The sequence below is a fragment of the Chitinophaga sp. XS-30 genome (assembly GCF_008086345.1).
Taxonomy (GTDB): domain Bacteria; phylum Bacteroidota; class Bacteroidia; order Chitinophagales; family Chitinophagaceae; genus Chitinophaga.
This window is the reverse complement of record NZ_CP043006.1, coordinates 3,634,955-3,661,038: the sequence shown is the minus strand read 5'-3', so window position 1 is coordinate 3,661,038 and position 26,084 is coordinate 3,634,955. Positions and strand designations below refer to the sequence as shown.

The following is a 26,084-nucleotide window of genomic DNA, read 5'->3' as shown; positions in this document are numbered from 1 at the left end:
GAACTAATTTCCACTACCTTTGCGCCCGGATGATCCAGTACTTTAAAATTATCGATGCCCGCACTGTTGCCATTGAGGAGCCGGAAAACGACTCCTGGGTGAATATTACCCCTCCCCTCAAACAGGCGGAGTTCGAACAGCTGTCCGAATCCCTGGATATTCCGCTGGACTTCCTCACGGATTCGCTGGACATTGACGAGAAAAGCCGTTTCGAACTGGAGGACAACGTAAAGCTCATCGTTATCAAAACCCCCACGGAGAACAACTCCATCAACGAAAGCGATGCCCATTACATCACCATTCCCATCGTGATCATCCTCACCCACCACCAGATCGTTACCGTCAACTCATTCGATAACGCCGCCATCAAGAAATTCCTGAACACCTTTCATAACCGCCATCCTGAAAAGCGGAACATGATGGTGCTGAAGATCTTCGAGAAAGTGGTGATGAACTTCCTGGACTACCTGAAAGAGATCAATCACCGCCGCAACCTGCTGGAACAGAAACTCTACGATTCCAACCGGAACGAAGAACTGCTCTACCTGATGCGCATCCAGAAAAGCCTGGTGTATTTTGTAACGGCCCTGCGCAGCAATGAACTGCTGCTCATGAAGCTGGAACGCACCAACTTCCTGGGCCTGAATGAAGACGAGAAGGAATTCCTGAATGACCTGATCGTAGATACTTCCCAGGCGCTTGAAATGGCGAACATCTATACCAACATCCTCAGCAGCACCATGGATGCCTTTGCCAGCATCATTTCCAATAACCTGAACTTTGTGATGAAGCGCCTCACCTCCATCACCATCGTGCTGACCCTCCCCGTACTGGTAGCCAGCATTTACGGCATGAACGTGGAGATCCCCTACGCCCACTCCCAGTACGCCTTCTACATACCGGTGACCATCGCCATTGTTACCGCGGTGATCATGAGCTGGTATTTTATGAAGAAAAAGTGGTTCTAATACCGTTCCTTCACCAATGCGGCCAATACCTTATCGATCGGGAGCGTTACGGTTTCCGCGGAAAAACTGTCCCAGTCGATCCACCGGACACCTTCCACCTGCGTTACGCCTTCGGGTATCTCGAAGTCGAACGGATTGGCCAGAACAGGTTTGGTAAACGGTGATACGGGCTTTACGAGATAATAGATGGAAATGATCTGCGAGCTGTTGTCGAACGCCGATATCTGGAAGAAGTCGGTAGTATAAATATGTTCCACCACCTCCACATCCTGGTCCAGCTCCTCTTTCCACTCGCGGATAATGCATTCCAGCGTGCCTTCGCCGAATTCCAGCCCGCCGCCGGGGAATTTGGTGTAATATCCGCCGCGGATGTACTCGTCGCTCACCAGTACTTGTTTTTGTTCATTGATCATGATGCCGTACACACGGACGGTAAAGACTTTCATCTGTTAATATTTGATTTTTACGGGTCAGATGGGACCTCATGCCCGGTTTCCTATACCTGTTATTATCTGTTCATCGCGGCGCGTTTCATGTCCGCCGCCATGTCGTGCCCAAGGTAACGCTCTATGACCCCGTGTATCCAGTAGATCACCGGCGTCAGCACAATGGCTACAATAAATTTATAAATATAGTTGACGATGCAGACGCTCAGCACCAGGTTCATGGACCAGATGGGGTTGCCGTCAGGATTGTAAATACGGGGACCGAGATTGAACGCTATGAAGAGCACCACAAAGCTGTCCACCAGCTGCGATACCAGCGTGGAGCCCGTGGCGCGCAGCCATATCTTCTTCTCGCCGGTCACTTTTTTAATGCGATGAAAAGTGAATACATCCACCAGCTGCCCGATCAGGAAGGCGATCAGCGAAGCCACGATGATCAGCGAGCTTTGCCCCAGTATCTGGTTATAGGCCTTGTCCATATCCGGTACACCGGAATTGACCTTGCTGCTGATAAAGAACTCCGTGGGCGTCAGGCGGATGGCCAGGAAAAAGATGATGAAAGCAAAAAGGATCAGTCCCGCTGTCATAAAAGACAGGAAACGGACGCCTTTGGTACCGTAGTATTCATTGATAATGTCCGTCATGATGAACACCACCGGCCACAGCAGTACCCCGGCGGTCATATTGAAGTTATACACTTCCCCCATGAGCTTCAGGTTGATGGCAGGCAGTCCTAATGTGGCCTCCAGGGAAAAGAGCTTTACGCCGATGATCTCCGCGATGAGCGCATTGGCCACAAAAAAACCGCTGAGAATGAGGAAAAGCCGGGTCGGTTTATCTTTCAGGATATTGGTGATCATATGAACAGTTCCAGTTGGATCAGGAAAATAATGACATTCAAAATAAAAATATAGGGATGGACGTTCGCCCAGGTAGTTCTTTTGGCAAGCAGCAATATCACCGCCAACAGAATGGTGATGATATTGAGAAAGGGGGAAACGAGGTAACCCAGTACCAGTATATGTTTGACGATACCTTCGAAATTATCCTGATAATCCGTCATCCTGATGACAAAACCCAGCAGATAGCAGCAATTGCAGATAAAGCTGAATTTTACCAGAAACCTGAGCCAGCTCATATTGAAATTTCCGATAAAATACAGTTATTTTGGATTCTTTAAAAACCAAACCTGAAATACCCGATGAAGCAAAGCTGGCAAAAAGCCGTTCTACCGCATGTTTACGCTGTCCTCATTTTTCTGGGGCTCTCGTTTATTTTTTGCAGCCCGGTATTACAGGGGTTAGAGCTGAGGCAGAACGATACCGTACAATGGCAGGCCATGTCCCAGGAAGCGCGGGCATACCATGAAAGCACCGGCATTGAGCCTATCTGGACGAATGCGATGTTCGGCGGGATGCCTACCTACCAGATCTACATGGCGCAGGATAATTATACCTATATCATTCATCAGATACTCACGCTTGGGCTGCCCAAACCCGTGAATTTCTACTTTCTGGCGATGGCGGGTTTCTATCTGCTGCTTTGTGTGATGCGCTTCCGGAACTGGATCGCCATTATCGGGGCGGTGGCCTTCGGGTTTACCTCCTACAACGCCATGATCATTTCCGCCGGGCATGATACCAAGATGTTCACCATCGCGTACATGGCGCCCATGCTGGCCGGCATATTGCTGGCCTACCGCGGCAAATTCTGGCTGGGCGGCATCATTACGGGCCTTACGCTCTGCCTGATGATCACCTCCGGCCACTACCAGATATTATATTATATGCTGCTGATCTGCGGCTGCGTGGGCATAGGCCACCTGGTATATGCGCTCAGAGAGAAACAGGTGCCGCAGTTCATTAAAGCCACGGTTGTACTGCTCGGCTTCGGCATCCTTTCCGTACTGCCGTCCACCGTAAGCCTGTGGACCACTGCGGAGTACAGCAAATACACCATGCGCGGCGGCCTTTCCGAACTGACGCCGGAAGCAGGGAAAGAAGGGAATAAATCAGCCGGCGGGCTGGATAAGGATTATGCCTTCCAGTGGAGCCAGGGGCCTTTTGAAACACTGACCATCCTGGCGCCCAACCTTTACGGCGGATCTACCATGGGCAAGCTCTCCACTTCCAGCGAAACCTATAAAACACTTTCGCAACTGGGCATGCCCGCGGCGCAGGCGGAGCAGTTCATCAACGGCAGCGTACCGCTTTACTGGGGCCCGCAACCCATGACGGACGGCGGTGTTTACTGGGGCGCGGTGATCGTCTTCCTGTTTGTGCTGGCGCTCTTCATCATCAAAAGCCATCATAAATGGTGGGTGCTCGCAGCCTGTGTGCTGGGTGTATTCCTCGCCTGGGGCGACCATTTTGCTTTCTTCAACTATTTCATATTCGATCATCTTCCGCTCTACAACAAGTTCAGGGCACCGGCGCAGGCGCTGATCATACCGCAACTGCTCGTGCCTTTCCTGGCCTGCTGGGCCTTGAATGATGCCCTGAGCGGCCAGATCGACAAACAGCTGCTGCTCAAACAACTGAAAAAAGCCCTGTACGTTACCGGCGGCCTCTGCCTCCTGCTGATCATCGCCTCTTACGGCATGCTGGATTTTACCAGCGCTACAGACAGGGCCAGAGCCATGTACCAGCAATTCAGCGGCAACAACCAACAGATAACGGACCAGCTGATGAACGCCCTGATAGAAGACCGGAGCGCCCTGCTGCGGACCGATGCTTTCCGTAGCCTGGCCTTTGTGCTGATAGCCGCGGCATTGCTCTGGGCCGTGATACAGCAAAAGCTGAAACCCACGGTATTCTTTATCCTGCTGGCGGCAGTGGTGGCTATAGACCAGATACCCGTGGATTTCCGCTACCTGAATAAAGAAAACTACGTTACCCCTACCGATTACCGCAGCACCTTTGCCGCCTCCCCGGTAGATGAAGCCATCAAAAAAGATCCGGACCCGTATTACCGCGTGCTCAACGTCGTGAATTTCCAGGACGCCCTCAGCTCCTATCACCACAAGGCCGTAGGCGGGTACAGTCCCGTTAAGCTGGCGCTCTACCAGGACCTGATCGATCATCAGCTGTCCAAAAACAATCCGCGCGTGCTGAACATGCTGAACACCAAGTATGTGATCTATGCAGACCAGCAGCAACAATTGAATTACCAGCGCAATCCGGACGCGCTGGGCAATGCCTGGTTCGTGGACAGTATTGTATGGGCCGCGAATGCAGACCAGGAAATGAAAGCGCTGGACAGCCTGCCCGTAGAACATGCCGTTGTGATCGACCAGCGGTTCAAGCCCCAGCTGGAAGGATATGCCCCGGGCAAAGACTCCTCCAGCCGCATACAGCTTACCCGATACGGGCTGAACCAGCTGGAGTATCAAAGTCAAAACAGCCAGGCCGGCTTCGCTGTATTCTCCGACATCTATTATCCCGCCGGTTGGAACGCGTATGTAGATGGTAAAAAGACGGAGATCATCCGGGTGAACTATCTTTTGCGCGGTATTAAAATACCCGCCGGTGAACATAAAGTGGAAATGAAATTTGAGCCCCGCTCCTATTATCTCGGCAATACCATTACCAGGTGGTCTTCCATCCTGATGATGCTGCTGTTTGCAGGTGTGATTGCCATGGAGATCAGGAAAAGCCTCAAAAGCAACTAGCATGTATATACTGTATCGCATCAAGAAAAGCATCAAGTTCCTGGTATACGGCTTGTGGAGGGACATCGGCATCTTCTTCGTATTCCTCGCGGAATACCTCCGGTTCAGGAAACGTTCGGGCGAGCGGTTCAGCATACGGTTGCGGGACCTTTATCCCTGCCTGGAAGACCGGACGGTGAACACTCCCTTTGACCAGCATTACATCTATCATCCCGCCTGGGCTGCCCGCGTACTGGCGCAGACCAGGCCGGAAAAGCATATCGACATCTCATCCATCCTCAGTTTCAGCACAACGGTGTCCGCCTTTGTGCCGATGGAGTTCTACGATTACCGCCCGGCCGATGTGCAGCTCTCTGCCCTCCATTGCGGGAAAGCAGACCTGTTGCAATTGCCTTTTGGAGACAACAGCGTGCAGTCGATCTCTTGCATGCATACCATAGAACATGTGGGCCTGGGCCGGTATGGCGATCCGCTTGATCCGGACGGCGACCTGAAGGCCATCCGCGAACTGAAGCGTGTGGTAGCGCCGGGGGGCGACCTGCTTTTTGTAACACCCGTAGGCAAGCCGGCCATTCATTTCAATGCCCACCGGGTGTACGGCTATGCGCAGATCATGGAATATTTTGAAGGGATGGAGCTGAAAGACTTTTCACTCGTCCCCGATACCGGCGGGCTGATCAATGCCGCCACGAAAGAACAGGCAGATGCGCAGCGCTTCGGATGCGGATGTTTCTGGTTTAAAAAATCTGATTAAAAGCGATCATATGTTTCGTGTTGGAACCACCAACGAGTCCGTCCGTAAAGAATGGATCAAGAATACACTGGCCCGCATTCCCGCGGGAAGCAAAATACTCGATGCCGGCGCCGGAGAATGCCAGTTCAAACCTTTCTGCGGCCACCTGGAATATATCGCCCAGGACTTTGCGCAATATGACGGCGGAGGGGACGTTGGCTTGCAGACCGGTGAATGGGATAACTCGAAACTGGATATCGTTTCCGATATTACCGCTATTCCTTTGCCTGACCAGAGTGTGGATGCCATTATGTGCACCGAGGTGTTCGAGCATATTCCGGACCCCATCAGCGCCATCCGGGAGTTCAGGCGGCTGCTGAAACCCGGCGGCTACCTGCTGATCACCGCGCCCTTCTGCAGCCTCACCCACTTTGCCCCATATCATTTCTATTCCGGCTTCAACCGCTTTTTCTATGAACATCACCTGCCGGCCAATGATTTTGAGATCACCGACCTGGAGATGAACGGCAACTATTTTGAATATACCGCACAGGAAGTTCGCCGCGTGAAATGGGCCGCAAGGGAATATGCCGGTACAAAGATCAGCCTGCTGGACAAAGTGATCCTGCATGCGGGGTTATGGGTGCTGCAACGCCTTTCCAAAAAAGATAAAGGTTCCAGTGAGCTGCTGGGGTATGGGGTGCATGTGTTTGCACGGAAGAAATAGTCCAACGGGGCCGGAACTGCTGCCATGAGAGAATACCTGTTCCCACTCAATACCACAGCCTGGCTTCCACTTTCTTCAGATAAGCTTTTGCCGGGGCATGCAGCGGCGTGCGCTGCTCCCGGCCGGGAATGCGGAATACCTGCGCCCATCCGGCCAGCCAGCCTTTCCAGTTCCAGCCGGTTTTTTTGAGGAACTCCAGGGACCACATCACCGATGTGGTGATAAAGCACAGCAATGACAAATAACGGTAGGCCACCTTGCTTTTATTGACCCATAACATTTGCATCTTTTGCATATGCGGGGTACGGCCCAGCGGCGACTCGTTGTGCAATACCACCACCTCCGCCGTATAGGCGATGCCGTAACCTTTGTCCAGCACCCGGTAGGTAAGATCATACTCCTCCATGCCGTAGAAAAAATCCACCGGATAAAGGCCCGCCTGCTCATATACTTCCTTCCTCACCGCATGCCCGCAACCGATGAAATACGGCGCCAGGAACTGCGTTTTATGCCGGTATTTTTCGAAACGTTTGTGCGGGAATGCATTTTCCTGGAGCTGATTCGTGCTGGCGTACAGTACCTTGAAACACAGTATGCCCACATTATGGGCGGTGATGAACGGCGAAGCGAACGCTCCGGCGATCTTCTGCAAAGCATCCGTATCCCGGAACCAGGCATCATCGTCAAGCGTAATGAGCACGGGCGCCGTGGCTTTGGAGATACCGAGGTTACGCCCCCGCGCCACACCCAGATTTTCAGGGGAGTAATGATATTTGAAACAGGGGTAGCCGGCAATAAAATCCTCCACCACACCATAATCCGCCGTGGAAGCATTATTGATAATGATCACCTCTTCCAGCAGGGTTGCCGCTTCCTGCTGCATCGTGATGTTACGCAACAGTGCCAGGAGATCTTCCGGGCGGTTGAAGGTGATGATGATGATAGATAATTGCTTCATAAGTCAAGACAAAAGACTGCGGTATGCGGTCGCAAAAGCGTCCATTCCAAAATGTTCCCGGGCGTAACGGATGTTATGCTCACTCATCCGGCGCAGCAGCTCCGGCCGTTGCGCCCACTCCCGCAGGCATGCCGCCGCATCCGCTACCAGGGCATCCTCCGCCAGGTTCGCATCCAGCAGATGACCGGCTTCGGGAGAATGTACATGATACGGAATATCTCCCACATTCGTGGCCAGCACAGCCAATCCACGAGCCATACCTTCCATGATCACCATCGGGAAACCCTCCCGGGAAGAGGTGATCACGATCACCTGGTGCTGCCGGTAGAGCCGGTCTATCGCCTCCGCGTCCGTCTGCTCCCCGTAAAAGATGCAGCCAGCCCGTAGATCCGCCGGTATGGCATCTTCCACCGGTCCCACAAACCCCGCCTGCACGCCTGCTTCCTGCGCGATCCGCGCCACAAGGTGCGCGCGCTTCTCCGCTGTGCCGCGCCCTACATAAAGGATGCGCAGCGGCCCCTCCGCCTGGCTGGCAGTATTTTCCGGAAGGGGAATGCCATTCATGATCAACCTGATCCTTTCCGCATATGCCGCCGGTATGGCGTATTGCCGGTACAGCGCAAGATGGCTGTTGATCGCATCGCGACTGATCATCACGGTAGTATCGTAAAAAGGGATGAAGGGTATGCGGATGTAGGAAAAGCTACAAAAGGAATGGATCAGCTCTATCTGCCGGATATCTTTCCGCAGATGCGGGCTCAGCTTGTACGCAAAATTGCACTGCCCATTGAATACCAGTGGCCGGTGCTGCTGCCGGTGAATATAAGCGGCGGCTATTCCGCGCCAGATGAGGTTCAGAAAATACAGCCACTTATTGTCCGTGTACGCGGAGATTGAAAAAACAGTGATGTTTGCCCCCCGGAACTTCGGCAGCATGGCTTCGTTCATTGATCGCTTCGTAAAAAAGATCACTACTTTCTTCTCCGGGAAAAGCTGCACGATCTCGCTATGCACTTTCTCCGCGCCGCCAACATGATAGAAGGGGAAAAAGAAGAAGATATCATACTCCGCTTTCAATGGCCGGAAACGGGCGATCAGCCTGCCTAGCAGGGCGAAAGGAAAAATGAATACCCCTTCTATGCGTCTTTTCAGGATCAGCCATGGATACATTTACTTGTCTTTTATGCTTTTACCCTTCACCCATTTGCCCATCCCCGTCAACAGGTCTTTCATCATCCCCAAAACCACCCTGGCATCAAAAGCGGAAAACTTCCCTTTCGCCAGGCGCCCGGCCAGAAAACGGCGTTTGCAATGGAACTGCCGGAAGAACAGGTTGACCTTTTTGATATGCTGCGCAGTGACCGAAGCCTGGTGTACCCGGTACAACAGCAGCGTTTCCGGCACTTTGCCGATACGTTTTCCATCTGCCAGCAGGCGCAGCCAGAGATCGTAATCCTCCATATGCTGCTGACGAGGATCATATCCATATTCCCGCAATACTGCACTGACGGCCATGATCCCCGGATGCGCGATAACATTGCGATAAGGCAATACCCCCTTTATCTCCTCTTCAGATACATAACGGCGGTCATCCGGCCAGGTACCCGTTTCTCTCCCGGTTTCATCAATAAACGTAACGAAACATCCCGCCACGGCGGCGTCCGGGTGCGCATCCAGCCAGTCTGCCTGCCTGGCAAAACGTTCCGGCAGACAGATGTCATCACTGTCGATCCGCGCGATGTAGCGCCCTCTCGCTGCTGCAATACCGCGGTTCAGCGTGGCGATCAGCCCCCGGTTCTCCTGGTGGAAATAACGAATACGGCTATCCGCAAATGACAACGTTATCGCTTCGCTGTCATCCGTGGAACCGTCATTGAGTATCAACAGCTCAAAATCCCCCTCCGTTTGTTCCAGTACGGACCGGATGGTAGCCGCCAGGAAGGCGGCGCCATTATAAACGGGTAAAAGTACGGATATACGTGGTGATGCGGGCATGTAACTGTTTTTCTATATCCGGTGCCAGTCTCCCGGAACCAGGTCTTTCGCGTCCGCTTCACTGGTAGCGAACCAGCGTTGCGGGGCCACAACTTGTTTGTTTTCAAAAGTATTCAGCCAGGCGGCCCACCAGCTGAAACTGCTGTTGGCGATCACCTGGTGGCGGCAACGGCTCATCAGGAAGAGGTCTTCATACTGCGTATGGCTCAGCGCACCACTTAATATCTCACAGGGAATGCCGGGCGGCAGATTGTTGCGCACCCATTCCGGATCATTGGTAAAGATATAAAAGCGCGCATCCGGCAGCCATTCCTGCATATATTGCGCAGCCTGCTGATAATACGCCGGTTCGCAGATGCCATGATATTGTACGGCATCGGTGCTGGTGTAATCCCCGCGCCGGAAATGCATGGCCACGCTATTGCTCTCCGCCAGCGCCGCCGCCTTCTCCTGCACCGCTTCGGGAAAATCCACTTGAAAACGGAAATCTTCGCGGATAATATCCTTCACCGGCTCGAAGTAACGCCAGCTCTGCCAGTACCCTTTCAGGTACACCGGCGGACTGACCCGGAAAAAATCCGGGGCAAAATGAAAGAGCGGCTCTTTATATATCCTTCGCAGACGGGCCGGCAACAGGCGGTTCAGTACCTTCGCCGGCAGGGATGGCTGAAATGCTTTCCACACCCTGTCCTCCGCGATCTGCGCATTGATCTTCAGCCCGTCCAGCGCATACATGGCAGCCTGACGCGGCTCATAGCTGGCGGGATCAAGCAGCAACGGCACCTTATGCTTCAATGACAGGCAACGGCCCGCCGCATATTGGAACATCTGGTTGCCCAGCCCGCCTTTTAATTGAACAAGGATCAAATTCAGCTGATTTAGGCGCAAAAATATCTATTTATCTCCACTTGCCGGTAATGACAATAGCGTACATCGCAGCCGAATAGGCATTTATCCGTTTAAATCCTTAAACTTGTGCCAAATTCAGCATTTTCCGCTATAAATATAGTGCGGCATCCGTTCACTATACAATAGCAACAAGCATTGCGCGTATGGGCATCATCCGGAATCAAAGCATCAAATCATCTATCATCACCTATATCGGATTTGGCATTGGCGGCCTCTATACCCTCATGGTGGCGAAGCTGGTGGATCCGGACATTGCCGGGCTGACGCGGTTCTTCATCAGTGTGGCCACCATTGTTTTCGCCGTGTCCAACATGGGCTCCGTAGCCATGATGAACAAGTTCTTCCCTTACTACCGCGACCTGCTGCCGCCCGCCAAAAGGGATATCTTCGGTATTGTGCTGATACTCTGCGGCATAGGCTTCCTGCTTTCCCTCGCCGGCGCTTATTTTCTGCAGGACCTGGTGGTGCGTAAATACGGCACCAAAAGTATTTATGTCGTTGACTACTATTATCTGCTGATGCCCTTCAGCTTCTTTTACCTGCTCTTTTCCGTCTTCGAGAACTATTCCTATAACCAGTACAAATCCATCTACCCCATCTTCCTGAAAGAAGTAGGACTTCGTGTGCTGAACCTGATCATGGCCATACTGCTGATCGCCGGCCTGTTCTCCGTTCCCGCGTACGTATGGAGCTATACCGGCATTTACGCCGTATTATTCGTTGTGCTGATCATTTATTTGTACCGGCAGCGCGACCTGATCTTTTCTTTCCGCATCAGCCGCGTAACGCGCAAGCTGGCCCGCAGAATGATCTCTTTCAATGCCCTGCTGTACGGCGGCGCAGTGCTGAGCGTGGTGGCCAGTAATATCGACAACCTGTCCATTTCCAGTGTGGAGGGCCTGAGCAAGGGCTTTGTTTTCGAGTTTTCCACCTATATCAGCACGCTGATCCTGATCCCGCAAAGGAGCACGATCGCCATTGCGGTGCCGGTATTGGCCAAGGCCTGGAAGGACCGCGATCTTCCGGCCATACAAAGCATTTACGCGCGCTCTTCCACCACCATGTTCACTTACGCCATGCTGGTCTTCATCCTGATCTGGCTGAATGTGCATGAGGTATTCCGCATCCTGGCCATCCCGGAGATCTATTACGAGGGCATTCCCGTGATCTTTTACCTGGGCATCATGCGCACGCTGGAAATGAGCTTCGGGGTGAATTCACAGATCATCGGCACATCCAACCACTGGCGCTTCGAGTTCTTCTCTACCCTTATACAATTCAGCATTGCCATTCCGCTGAATGTGACCTTTCTGAAGATGTTCGGCATCCAGGGGAATGCGATGGCCAACCTCCTTTCGCTGACCGTATTCAGCCTCGTCCGCTTCAGCTTCCTCTGGTTCAAATTCCGGCTGCAGCCCTTTACGCTGAAGACGCTGTATATCCTGCTGGCCGGCCTGGCCGGTTACCTGATCTGCTATTTTATCCGGATAGATGACCCTTACCTCAGCGTGATCGTGCGGAGCGTATTGTTTACCGGCATCTTTGCCGGAACAGTGCTTTATTTCGGGTTATCGAAAGATGTCACCGAAGGGTATGAGATGATCATGCGGCGGCTGCGGCGCAAACAGCGGTAAAACAGCAGCTGATCAAAAAGAAAAATAAGGGCTTTGAGGATTGCTTAAACAATGACAGGTCTCCATCAGGTACCCGGATAAATCAGGGCTGACCATTACTTTTTGGTCAGCCCCGTACATGCAGTGTATAGCAGGAAGATTATTGTTTGATGGCGATCCTGCCGGTTTCATCGATACGTCCGAGGAAGATCCGTATCCCCGTTTCCGCGAAATATTCATCTACCGCCTGACGGGCGCCCTTCCAATGACCATAGTCATCGATAATGAGAATGCCGCCGGGCTCCAGCCGGGGAAACAAATGGATCAGCTCATGCTTGGTGGAACTGTACCAGTCCGTATCCAGGCGAAGGAGCGCAATTCTTTCCGGCAAAGTTTCCGGGATGGTTTCCTCCACTTTACCGGCCACATACCTGATCTTGTCTTCAGGATAACTGCTCTGCCCCATGGTAGCCTGTACGGTAGCCAGGTTCGCATATGCCCAGACCACGCTTGCCTCTTTGTCAGTATCGCGCTCGAGCTGCGCGGAAGCCTGCTCGCCCCTGAAATCCCTGTCTACCTCCTCCGGTTCGGGCATGCCGCCAAAAGTATCATACATATACAGCGTTCTGTCAGTATCCTGCATAGACACCAGCGTTTCCGCCACAGCCAGCATACTGCCGCCTTTCCATACCCCGCATTCCACAATATCTCCCGTAATGCCGCTTTCGTTGACATACCGGACGGCCTCCACCAGGGAGAAGACCCGCTCAGCACTGGTCATTGTGTAGGGCTTTACTTTTTCCGTTATCTCGCGGTGAAAATTGTCAAAATCAGCAGGAAGTGCAACCGTTTCAGGAAAAACGGAGCGATAGATTTTCTTCAGATAGTTCATACAACAGTGTGACAGATTAAGCTCGGCGGTAAAAATAAATATTATTTTGTATTAATATTTACTTTTTTTTTCGGCTGATACAGTTTACGACAGCGGCAGGTCCATTTATCGGGGCAAATGGGTATTGCGTTGCGTATTTTTGCTCTCGTCAGGGCTGGCTTACAGCAATTTGTGCTGCCGGCATCGCTTATAACCTCCCCGCTCCGGCATAATACCTCTTCCAATATGGCTCTTTCAGATCGCTGATCACCACACCGGAACTGGAAGATGCATGCACAAAACGGTCGTTTTCAAGATAGATGCCTACATGGGAGATGCGTTTGCTGCGGTTGATAGCGAAGAACACCAGGTCCCCAAGCTGCAGCTCGTTCCGGTTCCGGAGACGTTTTACCTTGTTATAGAGTTGAATGGAGTTGCCGGCGATGGACATCTGGAAGACAGCGCCCAGCAGGGTGTTCACGAAATTGGAGCAATCGATCCCGGTTTTGGAGTTGCCGCCAAGGCGGTAGGGAGCGCCCCACCAGTCCTCAATAAAAGTGAAGAGCCGGGCATTGCCGACATTTTCCACCGGCACGTCCAGCAGTTGCGCGTATTTGAACTGCCAGCTTTCGGCGGCTTCGAGACTGTTTGCGGTGGAATTGTTTTTTGTCTGTGTATTGCGGCCCTTGTACTGGTGAACGGAAGATTTGGCGTCCGGGGAGATGGCGATGCCATCAATGAACTCCATTTTTTCTTCCTGCGGTTTTGCCGGCTTCGATGCGGTCTGCTGTTGCTTTTTGGTAACCGCACAACTGGCAAGGAATACAGCGCAAACTGTCAGAATAAAAAAGGTCTTTCCCGTTCTTCTCATCATGTACACCGGTTTAAAATGGTTGCAATATAAAAAAAATGTCGTTTTTTTGCTCTTTGACCCGCTCCATTTTTCAAGAACAGCGTATAAGAACCGACGACGATGAAGTTTTCTCACCTGCACGTACACACGCAGTTTTCGCTGCTGGACGGAGCTGCGGACATCAAGCAGCTCTATAAGAAATCAATGGCCGATAACATGCCGGCCCTTGCCATCACAGACCACGGCAACATGTTCGGCGCATTCCAGTTTGTTGCAGAAGCCTATAATCACAAGCTGAATCCAGATGATCCTAAAGATAAACGCCTGAAAGTCAAGCCTATTGTGGGCTGTGAATTTTATCTGGTGGAAAATCGCCATAAACGCCAGTTTACCCGGGAGGAAAAGGACATCCGTTACCACCAGGTATTGCTGGCAAAGGACGATGAAGGGTACCGCAATCTCATCAAACTCTGCTCCCTGGGCTTCATGGAAGGCCTCTACGGCAAATATCCCCGGATCGACAAGGAATTGATCCTCCAATACCATAAAGGCCTTATTGCCACTACCTGCTGCCTCGGCGCCTCGGTGCCCAAGACCATCCTTAAACACGGTGAAGAAGCCGGGGAAAAGGAATTCAAGTGGTGGCTGGATATCTTCGGGGAGGATTTCTATGTGGAGATGCAGCGCCACGGCATTCCCGAACAGATCAAGGTGAATGAGGTGCTGGTACGGTTCGCCGCAAAATACAACGTGAAGATCATTGCTTCCAACGACTCGCATTATGTGGACCAGGTGGATGCCAACGCGCATGACATCCTGCTCTGCATCAATACCGGCGAAAAGAAGAGCACGCCCACGATGAAAGAGTTTTCGGACGATGATGTGATGGTGAAGAACAAACGTTTCGCTTTCTATAACGACCAGTTCTATTTCAAGACCACGGAAGAAATGAGCAAGCTCTTCCCTGATCTGCCGCAGGCGCTGGACAATACCAACGAGATCGTGGACAAGGTGCAGCTGCTGGACCTCAAGCGGGACATCCTGCTGCCCAACTTCCCCATCCCGCCCAATTTTCTCACGCAGGACCAATACCTCCGGCACATCACCATGGAAGGTGCGTACAAGCGTTATTCGGAGATGACGGCAGAAATAGAGGAGCGCATCAACTTTGAGCTGAACGTGATCGAGAACATGGGTTTCGCGGGGTACTTCCTGATCGTATCCGATTTCATCAAAGCCGGACGCGACCTCGGCGTATTCATCGGACCAGGCCGCGGTTCCGCTGCCGGCTCCGCTGTAGCCTATTGCATTGGCATCACCAATATCGACCCGATAAAATATAATCTCCTGTTCGAACGGTTCCTCAACCCGGAACGCAAGAGCATGCCCGATATCGATACGGACTTCGATGATGAGGGCCGTCAGAAAGTGATCGATTACGTGGTACAGAAATACGGCAAGCAACAGGTAGCGCAGATCATCACCTACGGTACCATGGCCGCCAAAATGAGCATCAAGGACGTGGCGCGGGTAATGGACCTGCCGCTGATGGAATCCAACATGCTCGCCAAGCTGGTGCCGGACAAGCCGGGCATTCAGCTCTCCCGCATCTTCAATGCTCCGCTGGAAGGCGAAAAGAGCCTGGCGGAAAAAGAAGGGTTGATGGGAGAAGATATCGAGAACGTCAAGAAACTGCGGGAGATCATCAAAGGCAACGATGTGCAGGGAGAAGTGCTGCGCGAAGCCTGCGTACTGGAAGGCTCCGTACGCAACACCGGCATTCACGCCGCCGGCATCATCATCGCCCCGAAAGACCTCTCCGAGCTGATACCCGTGGCCACTGCCAAGGACTCCGACCTGCTGGTGACCCAGTTCGAAGGCAATATCATCGAAAGTGCGGGCGTGATCAAGATGGACTTCCTGGGGCTGAAGACCCTCACCATTATCAAAGGCGCACTGCAGCTGATCAAAAAGAACCATAACATCGATATCGACATCGATTCCATTCCGCTGGACGATGCCAAGACATATGAACTGTACCAGAAGGCCGAAACCAACGCCACATTCCAGTTTGAAAGTCCGGGTATGCAGAAGTACCTCCGGGAACTGAAACCGGATAAATTCGATGACCTCATCGCCATGAACGCCCTCTACCGCCCGGGCCCGCTGGAGTACATCCCCACCTTCATCCGCCGCAAACAGGCCTGGAGCCGGTGACCTACGATGTGCCGGTCATGGAGGAATACCTGGCCGAAACGTACGGCATCAACGTATATCAGGAACAGGTGATGCTGCTCAGCCAGAAAATGGCCAACTTCTCCAAGGGAGATGCGGATATTCTCCGGAAAGCCATGGGTAAGAAGCAGAAAGCCGTGCTGGACAAAATGAAGGCGCAGTTCATCGCCGGCTGCAAGGAAAACGGGCATGACCTGAAGATGTGCGACAAGGTGTGGACGGACTGGGAAGCATTTGCGTCCTACGCCTTCAACAAGTCTCACGCCACCTGCTACGCCTTCGTGGCATACCAGACCGCCTACCTCAAAGCCCACTATCCAGCCGAATATATGGCCTCCGTGCTGAACAACGCCAGCAACCTGGAAAAGATCACCTTCTTTATGGAAGAGTGCAAGCGCATGGGGCTGGACGTACTGCCGCCGGATGTGAACGAATCCTTCAACGGTTTCGCCGTAAACAAAAAAGGTCAGGTACGCTTCGGGCTGGGCGGCCTGAAAGGTGTAGGCGAGGCCGCGATCGAGAGCATTATTGAAGAGCGGGAAAAGAACGGCCCGTATGCCACCATATTTGATATGATCAAACGGGTGAACCAGCGCGCCGTGAACAAAAAATCACTGGAAGCCCTGGCCATGTCCGGCGCACTCGACTGCTTCCCGGAACTGCATCGCGCCCAATATTTCCACAAACCGGACGGAGACAATACCAATGGCCTTGAAAAGATCATCAGGTTCGGGCAACAGGCACAGGCCGGCAGCCAGTCCTCCGGCGGCCTCTTCGGCGATGAACTGATGCCCGAAATACAATCACCGAAGATCCCCCCCTGCGATCCCTGGCCGCTGACCATCAAGCTGAACAATGAACGCGATGTAACCGGCATCTATATCTCCGGCCATCCGCTGGACGATTACAGGTTTGAGCTGAAGTATTACAATATGAACACCATTGCCGAAGTACTGGAATATCAGCACCAGCTCAGCCAGCCATCCGACAATAACAAAGGCCGGGAACGGTCTTTCCGCATGGCTGTTTACGTCACGGGCGCAGTGGAAAGGATATCCCGCAACAACAAACAGTTCGGCATCATGACGCTGGAGGATTATACCGGCAAGTTCGAATTTGCCCTGTGGAGCGAGGATTTCCTCCGTTTCACCACACACTTCAAATCAGGGCTTTGCCTCTATGTGAACGGCGCTTTCAAACCCAGGCGTTTCAACGACAATGAATACGAGTTCAAAGTGCAGGGCATGCAACTGCTGCAGGAGGTAAAACGCACCCATACCCGGAAATTAGGGCTGTTCACCCAGCCCCAGCATATTACCACGGAGGTGATCGACTTCCTGGTAGACAATGCCGCCAAACATCCGGGGAAATGCGAAGTGTACATGCAGCTGATAGATCCGCAGGAAGACCTCACCGTTAAACTGCATACATTTAACCGGCATATTGAGATGAATGACGAGTTGGCGCATTTTTTGGAGCAGCAGCCGGATATCGATATCTATATTGACACAATCAATAAGTAGGCGTGTCAAAAAAGCAGTAGTTTTACACCGGTTTAGTTTTTGCATATATTGCATGTCGATTTGATAGTCGTAAAATATCAAAAACGTTAAAAACCAATCATTTACAAGATTTTACAAACTTTTAAATTCATAACAATGGCTTTAGAATTCACAGATGCGAACTTTCAGACCACCGTATTAAGCTCGGACAAACTGAGTGTGGTTGATTTTTGGGCGGAATGGTGCGGCCCCTGTCGCGCGATCGGCCCCGTGATCGAGGAATTGTCCAAAGACTACGATGGCAAGGTTAACGTCGGTAAGGTGAATGTGGACAACAATCCGCAGATCTCCATGAACTATGGCATCACCAGCATTCCTGCGATCCTGTTCATCAAGAACGGCCAGGTAGTTGACAAACAGGTAGGTGCAGTGCCCAAATCTGTTCTGGAAAAGAAAATTCAGGCTAACCTCTAAAAGAGGCTAACCATAAAGATCCGGAGAGGGTGCATCAGCTAATGATGCGCCCTCTTTTTTTTGCCGTCTGTTCCTGCCTGACCGCTTCTGCCGCAGATTTTTATGTGATCTCACGGGAATCGCTTATTTTGCTGCAAGATCAACCTCAACATTCACACAAAATCACTGCATGGCAACATGGGAAAATATTGCCCGGGGCGGCCTGGGTATGATCTTTCTGATCGCTGTTTGTTACCTGTTAAGCAATAACCGCAAAGCCGTAAACTGGAAACTGGTCGGCATAGGCATTTTTGCCCAGATCATGTTCGCCATGGGGGTGTTGCACACGCAAGCCGGCGGGCAGCCCGTCTTCTGGCTTTGTTTCGGGGTGCTCATCCTGCTTTTTACGGTCAACCGGCTACGCCGGAAGCAAAAGGAAGGCTTCGGGCTTCCCCGGGATGCCGCAAGCTGGGCATTGGCGCTTGCCGCCCTGGCCGGTTTTTATTTTGGCATCCTGCGCAGCCATCAGTATACCTACCCCGCTGTGGCTTTCTTCGCCGGCCTCCTGCCGGTGGTGGCGATGATCAAGGTACTGCAGCGGCGCAGCCTGGAGCTGCTGAAATGGACCATCCTGGCAGCGGGTTTCATCCTTACCCTCTCCGTTTACCTGAAGCTTTGCAATCCCGAAGTATTCAGAAGCGTACTGTCCTCCATCTCGGGCGCTTTTGTAGACCTGATCAATATCAGCCACAAAGGCACCGAATTCATGTTCGAGGGGCTGGCGGATTTCACCGGCTCCTGGGGTTATATATTCGCCGTGCAGGTGCTGCCGAATATCATTTTCTTTGCCGCCCTGTCGTCTATCCTCTACTACCTCGGCATCCTGCAGAAGATCGTATATGTATTTGCCTACCTGCTGAACAAGCTGCGCATTTCCGGGGCAGAAAGCCTGTCTACCGCCGCCAATATTTTCCTGGGGCAAACGGAGGCGCCGCTGATGATACGGCCCTACCTGGAAAAGATGACGCGCTCGGAAATACTGTGTATCATGGTGGGCGGCATGGCCAATACCGCCGGTAGTGTGCTGGCCGCCTATGTGGGCATGCTGGGCGGGGCGGACATCGACCAGCAGAACTATTTTGCCCTGCATATGCTCAGCCAGAGCATCATGAGCGCCCCTGCCGCCATAGTATGCGCCAAGATACTGTTCCCCGAAACGCAGGAACACCTGATCTCCAAAGATCTCCATGTACCCAAGGAGAAACTGGGTGACAACTTCCTGGATGCGCTGTCCCTCGGCACCACCGACGGCCTGAAACTGGCCGTGAACGTAGGCGCCATGCTGATCGTGTTCACCGCCATGATGTACGTGGTCAATGCCATGCTGGGATGGGCGGGCGGTCAGACCGGGCTGAATCCCCAGATCACCGCCATGAGCGGAGGGCGATATACCTCGCTGTCCCTCGAAATGCTGCTGGGATACATTTTCTCCCCCGTAGCCTGGATGATCGGTGTAGCGAAGCAGGATATGGTGGCCATCGGGCAGCTGCTCGGGGAAAAGACCGTGCTGAACGAGTTCCTGGCCTACAAAAGCCTGGGGCAGATGAAAGCCGACGGCGTGATACAGGACCCCAGATCACTGCTCATTGCCACATATGCCCTTTGCGGATTCGCCAATTTTGCCTCTATCGGCATCCAGATCGGCGGGATCAGCCAGCTGGCCCCAAACCAGCGGAAGAACCTCACCGAACTGGGTGTTAAAGCACTGATAGGCGGCACCATCGCCTGCCTGATGTGCGGTTGCATAGCCGGGGCCCTGAGCTGACCGGAAAAAAGGGGGATTGATCGAAAAATGACAAAGATCTCAACAGCCATGCTTACATTTACAATACGGATGCCTATTTACCATCACCTATAAAAGCAAAACTTGCGTAATCTTGCCCTGATCGCCTTGATGATCTTCTGCTGCGTATCCGCCACAGCACAGCGTAAATGTGGTACCGAAGAAGCATTGTCCCAAAAGCTCCTGCTCCAGCCGAAACTGGCCAAAAAACTGCAGCTGGTGGAAAGCCAGCTAAGCCGGCAAAGGCCGGACAACCGTTTTTTCCGCATCAATCCCCGGGTAACCATCCCCGTCGTAGTACATATCGTTCTCCCGGACCCTGAACAGGTGACCAATACACAGATATTGGGGCAGCTGGAAAGCCTGAACCTCGACTATATTGCGCAGAACACCGATATCAGCCAGGTACCGGCCATGTGGCAAAGTCTTGTTGGCAATTCGGAAGTGCAGTTCTGCCTGGCCGTGCGCTCTCCGGACGGGGACCCCACCACCGGCATCATCCGTACCGCCACTTCCCGCAACTCCTTTTCCATCAATGGCGCCGCCCGGGACGTGAAATACGCCAGCACCGGCGGCAGTCCTGCCTGGGACAATACCCGCTATCTCAACATATGGGTCTGCAACCTGCAGGATAATTACCTCGGCGTGGCCACCCCGCCCGGAGACATCTATCCGCCGGAGGAAGACGGCGTAGTGGTGCATTACCGCGCCTTCGGCAATACCGGCACTGCTTCTTCCCCCTTCAACCTCGGGCGTACCCTCACCCATGAGATCGGCCACTTCTTCGGCCTGCGGCATATCTGGGCAGATGACGGCGGCGCATGCGTTGATGATGACGGCGTAGACGATACCCCGAAACAGGGCAACCAGACCTATGGCTGCCCCTCCTTTCCTGTAACGGACAATTGCCAGCCCTTCACGCCGGGCATCATGTTCATGAATTATATGGATTATGTGAATGACGCCTGCATGTACCTGTTCACCACCGGGCAGACGGACCGCATGCGCAATGCGCTGGACGCACAACGCGCATCGCTCATGACTTCGGACGGTTGTGTACCGGTAGACCTGAAGCTCAGTGATGCCGGCATTACCGAAATACAGCAGCCGCAGGGCTATATCTGCGTCACCGGCCAGTCGCCCGTAGTCACGCTGAAGAACCGCGGCGCCGATGTGCTCACCAGCGTAACCATCCGTTATGCCATTGACGATGGCGCCCCCGTCAGCCAGAGCTGGACCGGCAGCCTGGCCTCACAGGAACAGACCAGTGTAACCTTGCCCGGCTTCAATGCCAATACGGGCAGCTTCACCCTGAAAGTTTATACCGATCTCCCGAACGGCCATGCGGACGAAAAACCGGAAAATGACACCAGTACCATCAGCTTCAGCTATTATGCCCCGGTGAACTTCCCCTTCCTGGAAACCTTCGAAGGCGGCATATTCCCGCCCGCGGGCTTCAGCATCACTAATCCGGACCGCAGCTTTACCTGGGAAAGGGCCGGAACAGGCAGCAGAGGCAGCAGCAGCTCCGCCGTCATACGCAACCTCGGCTATGCGGTGAACGACCAGGTGGACGAACTGGCCGGGCCGGTAGTGGACGCTACCAGTGCGGATTCCGTATTCCTGTTCTTCGATATCGCCGCGGCCGTGGCTACCGACCCGGATATGCAAGGCAATCCCTGGGATACCCTGGAAGTGCTGCTGACTACAGATTGCGGGCAAACCTTCATTCATACCGGCTACAAAAAATGGGGCAAATCCCTCATCACCCGGGCCACCCGTGTGATCGAAGAATTTGTGCCCGGCCAGAACGAATGGCGCACCGATTCTATTGACCTGACACCCTTCATCTATCATCAGCAATTCCGGGTCGTTTTCCGCAATACTTCCAATTATGAGAACAATATCTATCTCGATCATATCAATATCGTTCAGAAAGACAAGAACCGCAATCTGCGGGAGAACGGCATCCTCATCTGGCCCAATGCCTTCAGCAACCACTTTTATATAGAGTTCGATACCTGGCCGGACGATCTGCAGGGCCTCTGCGTCTATGATGCCTCCGGAAGGCTGGTGTACCAGCGGCAACCGGTCACCCGCGCCGGTAACAGGATGACAATTGATTTGGTAAATGAGGCAAATGGTGTTTACTTTGTAAAGTTGTTCTACAGGCAACAGGTGAGGACATATAAAATAGTGAAAGTAAAATGACGACGACCATCGCTAGACAGCCCGGACTTGAGACAATACTTACCGCATCCGCACTGGACAAAGATCTGCGCAGGATAGCAGAAAAGGTTTTGCAACAGGAAAGGCTCTCGCAGGAAGACGGCGTAACGCTGTTTGAAAAAGGAGACATCGGTTATCTCGGCGCGCTGGCCAACCACGTACGCGAACGAAAACACGGTAACAAAACCTATTTCAACCGCAATTTTCACATCGAGCCCACCAACGTTTGCGTGTTCACCTGCAAATTCTGCTCCTACTCCCGATTGTACAAAAACCGCGAAGAAGGCTGGGAACTCAGCATAGACGAAATGCTGGACATCGTGAAGAAATATGATAACCAGCCGGTTACTGAAGTGCACATCGTTGGCGGCGTACACCCGAAAATGAATCTCGATTTCTTTGCAGAACTGATGCAAAAAATAAAAGCGCACCGCCCGGAGCTGCATATCAAAGGCTTTACGCCCGTGGAGCTGGATTATATGTTCCGTAAAGCAAAAGTGAGCGTGGAAGAAGGCATGCGCATCATGAAAGAAGCCGGCCTGCAATCCCTGCCCGGCGGCGGCGCAGAGATCTTCCACCCGGATATCCGGCAGCAGATCTGCCATGATAAAGTGGATGCAGATGGATGGCTGAATATTCACAAGACCGCACATCACATGGGCATGGTCACCAATGCCACCATGCTCTACGGACATATAGAAGCTTACTGGCACCGCGTTGACCATATGACCCGCCTGCGCGACCTGCAGGACGAAACAAAAGGTTTCAACACCTTCATCCCGCTCAAATTCCGCAATAAAGACAATGAAATGGCGCACATACCGGAATCCACCGTGGTGGAAGACCTCAAAGTGTACGCCATCGCCCGCCTGTATATGGACAACTTTCCCCACATCAAGGCCTACTGGCCGATGCTGGGCCGGAATACCGCACAGCTCACCCTCTCCTTCGGCGTAAATGATCTCGATGGCACCATTGACGATACCACGAAGATCTATTCCATGGCAGGCTCTGAAGAACAGAACCCCTCCATGAACACCGCACAGCTGGCAATGCTCATTAAACAGGCCGGACGGGTGCCGGTGGAAAGAGATACGGTATATAACGAAGTGAAAGATTATTCCGATGTGGTCTTTTCAGACGAGGAACTCATGAACTGACCGGAACCGCATTGGCATAATACGGCCCTTTTACTATCTTCAGGGCTCAAAAATCAACACGCATGAAATATTCGATCATACTGGCCGCCATGAGCTGCCTGTATATCGGGGCCTGTAACAACAATCCGGCTTCGAAGCAAGGCAGCGGCAACGAAACGTCCACTACAACAACAGTAACGGAAAATAACGGCCCGGCCTTTAAGAAAGAAGGCGTATTGTCCTTCATCAGCAAGGAAAAAGGCGATACCATCAAGACCATCGATATAGAGATCGCAGAAACGGACGAAGAAAGAGCGCAGGGCCTGATGGACCGCAAAGCGATGGCGGAGAGCCAGGGCATGTTGTTCATCTTCGCTGCGCCGGAAGAACAGTCTTTCTGGATGAAGAACACCTACATTTCGCTGGATATCATGTATGTAGATGAAAAAATGGAGATCGTATCCATCCAGAAATATGCCACGCCCCTGTCCGAAGAAAGCCTGCCATCCTTCAAAAAAGCCCAGTATGTGGTAGAAGTGAATGCCGGTTTCACCGACCGGAATAAAATAAAATTCGGCGACAGGATCGCCTTCACCAGGCAATAAACTGCCGTGAATACAGCAAGAGGGGTTGTCCGTAAAAATCCGGGCAGCCCCTCTTCTATTTGGCGGCCGGAGACTGGCTCAGGCAAAACCAGACCGGCCTTTATTGACGGCCGGGTATAACTTTTCTTAAAATTAATTTAGATTTAAACTCCCGGATCAACCAATTCGTACCTATTTGAGTACTTTTCCTGCAAGTTTTGTGCATATGGATCATTCTTCATTGGACGACAGCGAATTGCTTTGCCTGATGCAAACGGGCAAAGAATGGGCCTTTTCCGAGATATACCGCCGGTATTGGGAAAGGCTGTTGGCTGTTGGCTATTACCACATGAAAAATAAAGAAGCGGCTAAAGAGATCGTGCATGATGTGCTGCTCAGCCTCTGGCTGCGCAGGGAGACGCTCGTGATCCAGTCCCTCCCTGCCTACCTGGGCACTGCCGTCAAATTCTCCGTACTGAAAGCCATTACCAGGGAAAAAAGGCAGCAGGAATTGCTGGCCGCGAATAATACCACCCTGGAAACAGTGGCGGAAGAAGAAGAAAAACTCGACGCCAAGTTCCTGAAAGACTTCCTGGCCGGAGAGGTGGAAAAACTGCCGGAGAAAACCAGGCTGGTCTTCAAATACAGCCGGGAAGAGCATCTCTCCATGGTTGAAGTAGCCGACAAACTCGATATATCCCTCAAAACTGTTGAATACCACATCACCCGGGCGCTGAAAAGCCTCCGCTCCTCCCTGCGCAGATTCTATATTTTCCTCCTGCCGGCGGCCTTCACAATAATTTTCTAAAAAAACAGAGCTTTCCGGCTAGGGTTCCGGTGAAGTTATGGGTACTAATAGGGAAACAGGCTTTTGCCTGTCAGATATTCCCTGATATGAAATTATATTCCTGTTTACTGCCGTTATCATTATCCATCATCAACTTGCCCGGCGATACGCCGCAGTTTCCTGCTCCGTCGGGGGAAACCGGAAAGTATCCGGAAAGCGGCCCTGCCTGTCGCCATAGGACCAACAGCAAGCCGGCCGGCCTGATCAACGAGTAACGCCAACGCATATACCATATAAAATGACAAGAGAACATTTACAAGATCTTATTACCAGGTACGCCAATGGAACAGCCAGTCCGGAAGAAATAACGGAGCTGCACAGCTGGTACCGTGCAATGGATATGGAAGAAGTGCACTGGCCCGCGGAAGATGAGTACGAGAAAGAGCAGGTGCGTCAACAAATGTTGCATCGCCTGCAGCAGGAAATAAAGCAGGAAAAACGCAGCGGCAGGATCTACAGGCTGTCCCCACTGCGCTGGGCGGCAGCAGCAGTGGTGCTATTGCTTGCGGGAGCAGCGATCTGGATGATGAGGCCCGTTTCAGCGCCATTGCCGGTGACCGCCACAAAAGATACGGTCTTCCGTAACGATGCAATGCCCGGAGGCAATAAAGCCACGCTTACCCTGGCGGATGGCAGCACGATTACGCTGGACAGCACCGCCAACGGCACCATTGCGCAGCAAGCCGGCGCCAGTGTACAGCAGCCGCAGGAAGGCAAACTGGTTTACCAGCCAGGTACCGCATCATCCGGCATCAGTTATAACACACTTGCCACGCCACGCGGGGGACAATACCAGGTTCTCCTTCCGGATGGCACAAGGGTATGGCTGAACGCCGCATCCTCCCTTACGTATCCCACCGCCTTTACCGGCCCGGAAAGGAAAGTGGAGCTCACCGGCGAAGGATATTTTGAAGTAGCGAAGCATGCAGCGAAGCCATTTAAAGTGAAAACGAACGAGATCGAAGTGGAAGTGCTGGGAACACATTTTAATATCATGGCGTATGCGGATGAGCAAACCATCAGCGCCACCCTGCTGGAAGGCAGCATCCGGCTGGCAGCAGGCAAAGAAACCATCCTGATGGAACCCGGGCAGCAGGCGCAACTGAACAGCGCTACGCAAAAGATCAGGCTGGCAGCCGTTAATGTGGAAGAAGCAGTGGCCTGGAAGCACGGATATTTTTTATTCAACAAACAGGATATGGCCGGCATTCTGCGCCAGGTGGCCCGGTGGTATGACATATCCGTACAACTCCCCGCTGAAATGCCGAAGGACGCCTTCTCAGGGAAAATATCCAGGGATGTAAAATTATCAAAACTGCTGAGCGTATTGGAAACCAGCGGCCTGCATTTCAATATAGAAGGGAACAAACTGATCGTGAACCGATAAAAACATCATTGCACTCACCTAAAAAACCTGTAGATATGAAATAACAGCTACCACCTTCATCCCTCTCGTCCAGGTGAATAAAAAAACCGGAAGTGTGCGACCACTCCCGGCGAATAGCCTGG

General features: G+C 52.5%; 23 protein-coding genes. 14 read left to right on the top strand and 9 right to left on the bottom strand.

Annotation, left to right across the window (positions count from 1 at the left end; genetic code table 11):
- Nucleotides 1-29 precede the first annotated feature (29 nt).
- Complete coding sequence (locus FW415_RS14980; protein ID WP_148386476.1) at nt 30-968, top strand: magnesium transporter CorA family protein; 939 nt, start codon at nt 30-32, stop codon at nt 966-968.
- Here the strand turns inward: FW415_RS14980 and FW415_RS14975 are convergent.
- The 3 genes from FW415_RS14975 to FW415_RS14965 form a co-directional block, all read right to left on the bottom strand.
- Nucleotides 965-1,414, bottom strand: a complete 450-nt coding sequence (locus FW415_RS14975) for an NUDIX domain-containing protein (RefSeq protein WP_148386474.1) — start codon at nt 1,412-1,414, stop codon at nt 965-967. The genes FW415_RS14980 and FW415_RS14975 overlap by 4 nt on opposite strands.
- Nucleotides 1,415-1,476: 62 nt before the next feature.
- Complete coding sequence (locus FW415_RS14970) at nt 1,477-2,274, bottom strand: queuosine precursor transporter (RefSeq protein ID WP_148386472.1); 798 nt, start codon at nt 2,272-2,274, stop codon at nt 1,477-1,479.
- Complete coding sequence (locus FW415_RS14965) at nt 2,271-2,552, bottom strand: hypothetical protein (RefSeq protein ID WP_148386469.1); 282 nt, start codon at nt 2,550-2,552, stop codon at nt 2,271-2,273. The genes FW415_RS14970 and FW415_RS14965 overlap by 4 nt, the downstream gene beginning before the upstream one ends.
- A gap of 201 nt (nt 2,553-2,753) precedes the next feature.
- Here FW415_RS14965 and FW415_RS14960 point away from each other — a divergent pair, with 201 nt between their 5' ends.
- Genes FW415_RS14960 through FW415_RS14950 form a run of 3 tightly spaced genes read left to right on the top strand, consistent with a single transcriptional unit; the run spans nt 2,754 to nt 6,544 of the window.
- Entirely contained in the window at nt 2,754-5,084 is a 2,331-nt protein-coding gene (locus tag FW415_RS14960) for a YfhO family protein (protein ID WP_168208833.1), read from the top strand.
- A gap of 1 nt (nt 5,085) precedes the next feature.
- Nucleotides 5,086-5,838, top strand: coding sequence for a DUF268 domain-containing protein (locus FW415_RS14955; RefSeq protein ID WP_148386465.1), 753 nt, complete (start codon nt 5,086-5,088; stop codon nt 5,836-5,838).
- Between the two features lie 10 nt (nt 5,839-5,848).
- Nucleotides 5,849-6,544: a bifunctional 2-polyprenyl-6-hydroxyphenol methylase/3-demethylubiquinol 3-O-methyltransferase UbiG gene (locus tag FW415_RS14950; RefSeq protein ID WP_210420698.1), complete on the top strand. Its 696-nt coding sequence runs from the start codon at nt 5,849-5,851 to the stop codon at nt 6,542-6,544.
- Nucleotides 6,545-6,590: 46 nt separating this feature from the next.
- Here FW415_RS14950 and FW415_RS14945 read toward each other — a convergent pair whose 3' ends face one another.
- The 4 genes from FW415_RS14945 to FW415_RS14930 are packed head-to-tail and all read right to left on the bottom strand — an operon-like array spanning nt 6,591 to nt 10,364.
- Nucleotides 6,591-7,502: a glycosyltransferase family 2 protein gene (locus FW415_RS14945; RefSeq protein WP_148386460.1), complete on the bottom strand. Its 912-nt coding sequence runs from the start codon at nt 7,500-7,502 to the stop codon at nt 6,591-6,593.
- Nucleotides 7,503-7,505: 3 nt separating this feature from the next.
- A complete protein-coding gene (locus FW415_RS14940; RefSeq protein ID WP_148386457.1) occupies nt 7,506-8,672 on the bottom strand; it encodes a glycosyltransferase in 1,167 nt (388 codons plus the stop codon).
- A complete protein-coding gene (locus FW415_RS14935) occupies nt 8,673-9,497 on the bottom strand; it encodes a glycosyltransferase (RefSeq protein WP_148386454.1) in 825 nt (274 codons plus the stop codon).
- Nucleotides 9,498-9,509: 12 nt separating this feature from the next.
- Nucleotides 9,510-10,364 carry an alpha-1,2-fucosyltransferase gene (locus tag FW415_RS14930; protein WP_148386452.1) on the bottom strand — a complete coding sequence of 285 codons (855 nt, stop codon included), beginning with the start codon at nt 10,362-10,364 and terminating at the stop codon, nt 9,510-9,512.
- 185 nt (nt 10,365-10,549) lie between these two features.
- Between FW415_RS14930 and FW415_RS14925 the strand changes: the two genes are divergently transcribed.
- Nucleotides 10,550-12,040: a polysaccharide biosynthesis C-terminal domain-containing protein gene (locus tag FW415_RS14925; protein ID WP_148386450.1), complete on the top strand. Its 1,491-nt coding sequence runs from the start codon at nt 10,550-10,552 to the stop codon at nt 12,038-12,040.
- A gap of 139 nt (nt 12,041-12,179) precedes the next feature.
- On the opposite strand, the gene FW415_RS14920 is transcribed toward FW415_RS14925, so the two are convergent.
- Both FW415_RS14920 and FW415_RS14915 read right to left on the bottom strand, forming a co-directional pair.
- On the bottom strand, nt 12,180-12,911 hold the full coding sequence (locus FW415_RS14920) for a TylF/MycF/NovP-related O-methyltransferase (RefSeq protein WP_148386447.1): 732 nt from the start codon (nt 12,909-12,911) through the stop codon (nt 12,180-12,182).
- Nucleotides 12,912-13,098: 187 nt separating this feature from the next.
- On the bottom strand, nt 13,099-13,764 hold the full coding sequence (locus tag FW415_RS14915) for a C40 family peptidase (RefSeq protein ID WP_148386445.1): 666 nt from the start codon (nt 13,762-13,764) through the stop codon (nt 13,099-13,101).
- Between the two features lie 99 nt (nt 13,765-13,863).
- Between FW415_RS14915 and FW415_RS25410 the strand changes: the two genes are divergently transcribed.
- The 9 genes from FW415_RS25410 (at nt 13,864) to FW415_RS14875 (ending at nt 25,962) form a co-directional block, all read left to right on the top strand.
- On the top strand, nt 13,864-15,960 hold the full coding sequence (locus tag FW415_RS25410; protein WP_246858751.1) for a DNA polymerase III subunit alpha: 2,097 nt from the start codon (nt 13,864-13,866) through the stop codon (nt 15,958-15,960).
- Nucleotides 15,957-17,501, top strand: coding sequence for an OB-fold nucleic acid binding domain-containing protein (locus FW415_RS25405; protein WP_246858750.1), 1,545 nt, complete (start codon nt 15,957-15,959; stop codon nt 17,499-17,501). The genes FW415_RS25410 and FW415_RS25405 overlap by 4 nt, the downstream gene beginning before the upstream one ends.
- 135 nt (nt 17,502-17,636) lie before the next feature.
- Complete coding sequence (gene trxA / locus FW415_RS14905; RefSeq protein WP_148386442.1) at nt 17,637-17,954, top strand: thioredoxin; 318 nt, start codon at nt 17,637-17,639, stop codon at nt 17,952-17,954.
- A gap of 169 nt (nt 17,955-18,123) precedes the next feature.
- Nucleotides 18,124-19,758: a NupC/NupG family nucleoside CNT transporter gene (locus tag FW415_RS14900; RefSeq protein ID WP_148386440.1), complete on the top strand. Its 1,635-nt coding sequence runs from the start codon at nt 18,124-18,126 to the stop codon at nt 19,756-19,758.
- A 102-nt stretch (nt 19,759-19,860) separates the two neighbouring features.
- The gene (locus FW415_RS14895; protein ID WP_148386437.1) at nt 19,861-21,987 is read left to right on the top strand and encodes a M43 family zinc metalloprotease; all 2,127 of its coding nucleotides are present in this window, start codon (nt 19,861-19,863) and stop codon (nt 21,985-21,987) included.
- Entirely contained in the window at nt 21,984-23,165 is a 1,182-nt protein-coding gene (gene mqnE, locus FW415_RS14890) for an aminofutalosine synthase MqnE (RefSeq protein WP_148386435.1), read from the top strand. Before FW415_RS14895 ends, mqnE begins: the two co-directional genes overlap by 4 nt.
- Nucleotides 23,166-23,227: 62 nt before the next feature.
- Complete coding sequence (locus FW415_RS14885; RefSeq protein WP_148386432.1) at nt 23,228-23,749, top strand: DUF192 domain-containing protein; 522 nt, start codon at nt 23,228-23,230, stop codon at nt 23,747-23,749.
- Nucleotides 23,750-23,954: 205 nt separating this feature from the next.
- The gene (locus FW415_RS14880; RefSeq protein WP_148386429.1) at nt 23,955-24,536 is read left to right on the top strand and encodes an RNA polymerase sigma-70 factor; all 582 of its coding nucleotides are present in this window, start codon (nt 23,955-23,957) and stop codon (nt 24,534-24,536) included.
- Nucleotides 24,537-24,813: 277 nt separating this feature from the next.
- On the top strand, nt 24,814-25,962 hold the full coding sequence (locus FW415_RS14875; protein ID WP_148386427.1) for a FecR domain-containing protein: 1,149 nt from the start codon (nt 24,814-24,816) through the stop codon (nt 25,960-25,962).
- Nucleotides 25,963-26,084 lie beyond the last annotated feature (122 nt).

Coding starts and splice junctions, on each gene's coding strand:
- mqnE (WP_148386435.1), top strand. CDS start 21,984: ATGACGACGACCATCGCTAGACAGCCCGGACTTGAGACAATACTTACC.
- FW415_RS14915 (WP_148386445.1), bottom strand. CDS start 13,764: ATGATGAGAAGAACGGGAAAGACCTTTTTTATTCTGACAGTTTGCGCT.
- FW415_RS14950 (WP_210420698.1), top strand. CDS start 5,849: ATGTTTCGTGTTGGAACCACCAACGAGTCCGTCCGTAAAGAATGGATC.
- FW415_RS14980 (WP_148386476.1), top strand. CDS start 30: ATGATCCAGTACTTTAAAATTATCGATGCCCGCACTGTTGCCATTGAG.
- FW415_RS14945 (WP_148386460.1), bottom strand. CDS start 7,502: ATGAAGCAATTATCTATCATCATCATCACCTTCAACCGCCCGGAAGAT.
- FW415_RS14925 (WP_148386450.1), top strand. CDS start 10,550: ATGGGCATCATCCGGAATCAAAGCATCAAATCATCTATCATCACCTAT.
- FW415_RS14900 (WP_148386440.1), top strand. CDS start 18,124: ATGGCAACATGGGAAAATATTGCCCGGGGCGGCCTGGGTATGATCTTT.
- FW415_RS14880 (WP_148386429.1), top strand. CDS start 23,955: ATGGATCATTCTTCATTGGACGACAGCGAATTGCTTTGCCTGATGCAA.
- FW415_RS14920 (WP_148386447.1), bottom strand. CDS start 12,911: ATGAACTATCTGAAGAAAATCTATCGCTCCGTTTTTCCTGAAACGGTT.
- FW415_RS14935 (WP_148386454.1), bottom strand. CDS start 9,497: ATGCCCGCATCACCACGTATATCCGTACTTTTACCCGTTTATAATGGC.
- FW415_RS14940 (WP_148386457.1), bottom strand. CDS start 8,672: ATGTATCCATGGCTGATCCTGAAAAGACGCATAGAAGGGGTATTCATT.
- FW415_RS14970 (WP_148386472.1), bottom strand. CDS start 2,274: ATGATCACCAATATCCTGAAAGATAAACCGACCCGGCTTTTCCTCATT.
- FW415_RS14885 (WP_148386432.1), top strand. CDS start 23,228: ATGAAATATTCGATCATACTGGCCGCCATGAGCTGCCTGTATATCGGG.
- FW415_RS14975 (WP_148386474.1), bottom strand. CDS start 1,414: ATGAAAGTCTTTACCGTCCGTGTGTACGGCATCATGATCAATGAACAA.
- trxA (WP_148386442.1), top strand. CDS start 17,637: ATGGCTTTAGAATTCACAGATGCGAACTTTCAGACCACCGTATTAAGC.
- FW415_RS14955 (WP_148386465.1), top strand. CDS start 5,086: ATGTATATACTGTATCGCATCAAGAAAAGCATCAAGTTCCTGGTATAC.
- FW415_RS14965 (WP_148386469.1), bottom strand. CDS start 2,552: ATGAGCTGGCTCAGGTTTCTGGTAAAATTCAGCTTTATCTGCAATTGC.
- FW415_RS14960 (WP_168208833.1), top strand. CDS start 2,754: ATGTCCCAGGAAGCGCGGGCATACCATGAAAGCACCGGCATTGAGCCT.
- FW415_RS25410 (WP_246858751.1), top strand. CDS start 13,864: ATGAAGTTTTCTCACCTGCACGTACACACGCAGTTTTCGCTGCTGGAC.
- FW415_RS14875 (WP_148386427.1), top strand. CDS start 24,814: ATGACAAGAGAACATTTACAAGATCTTATTACCAGGTACGCCAATGGA.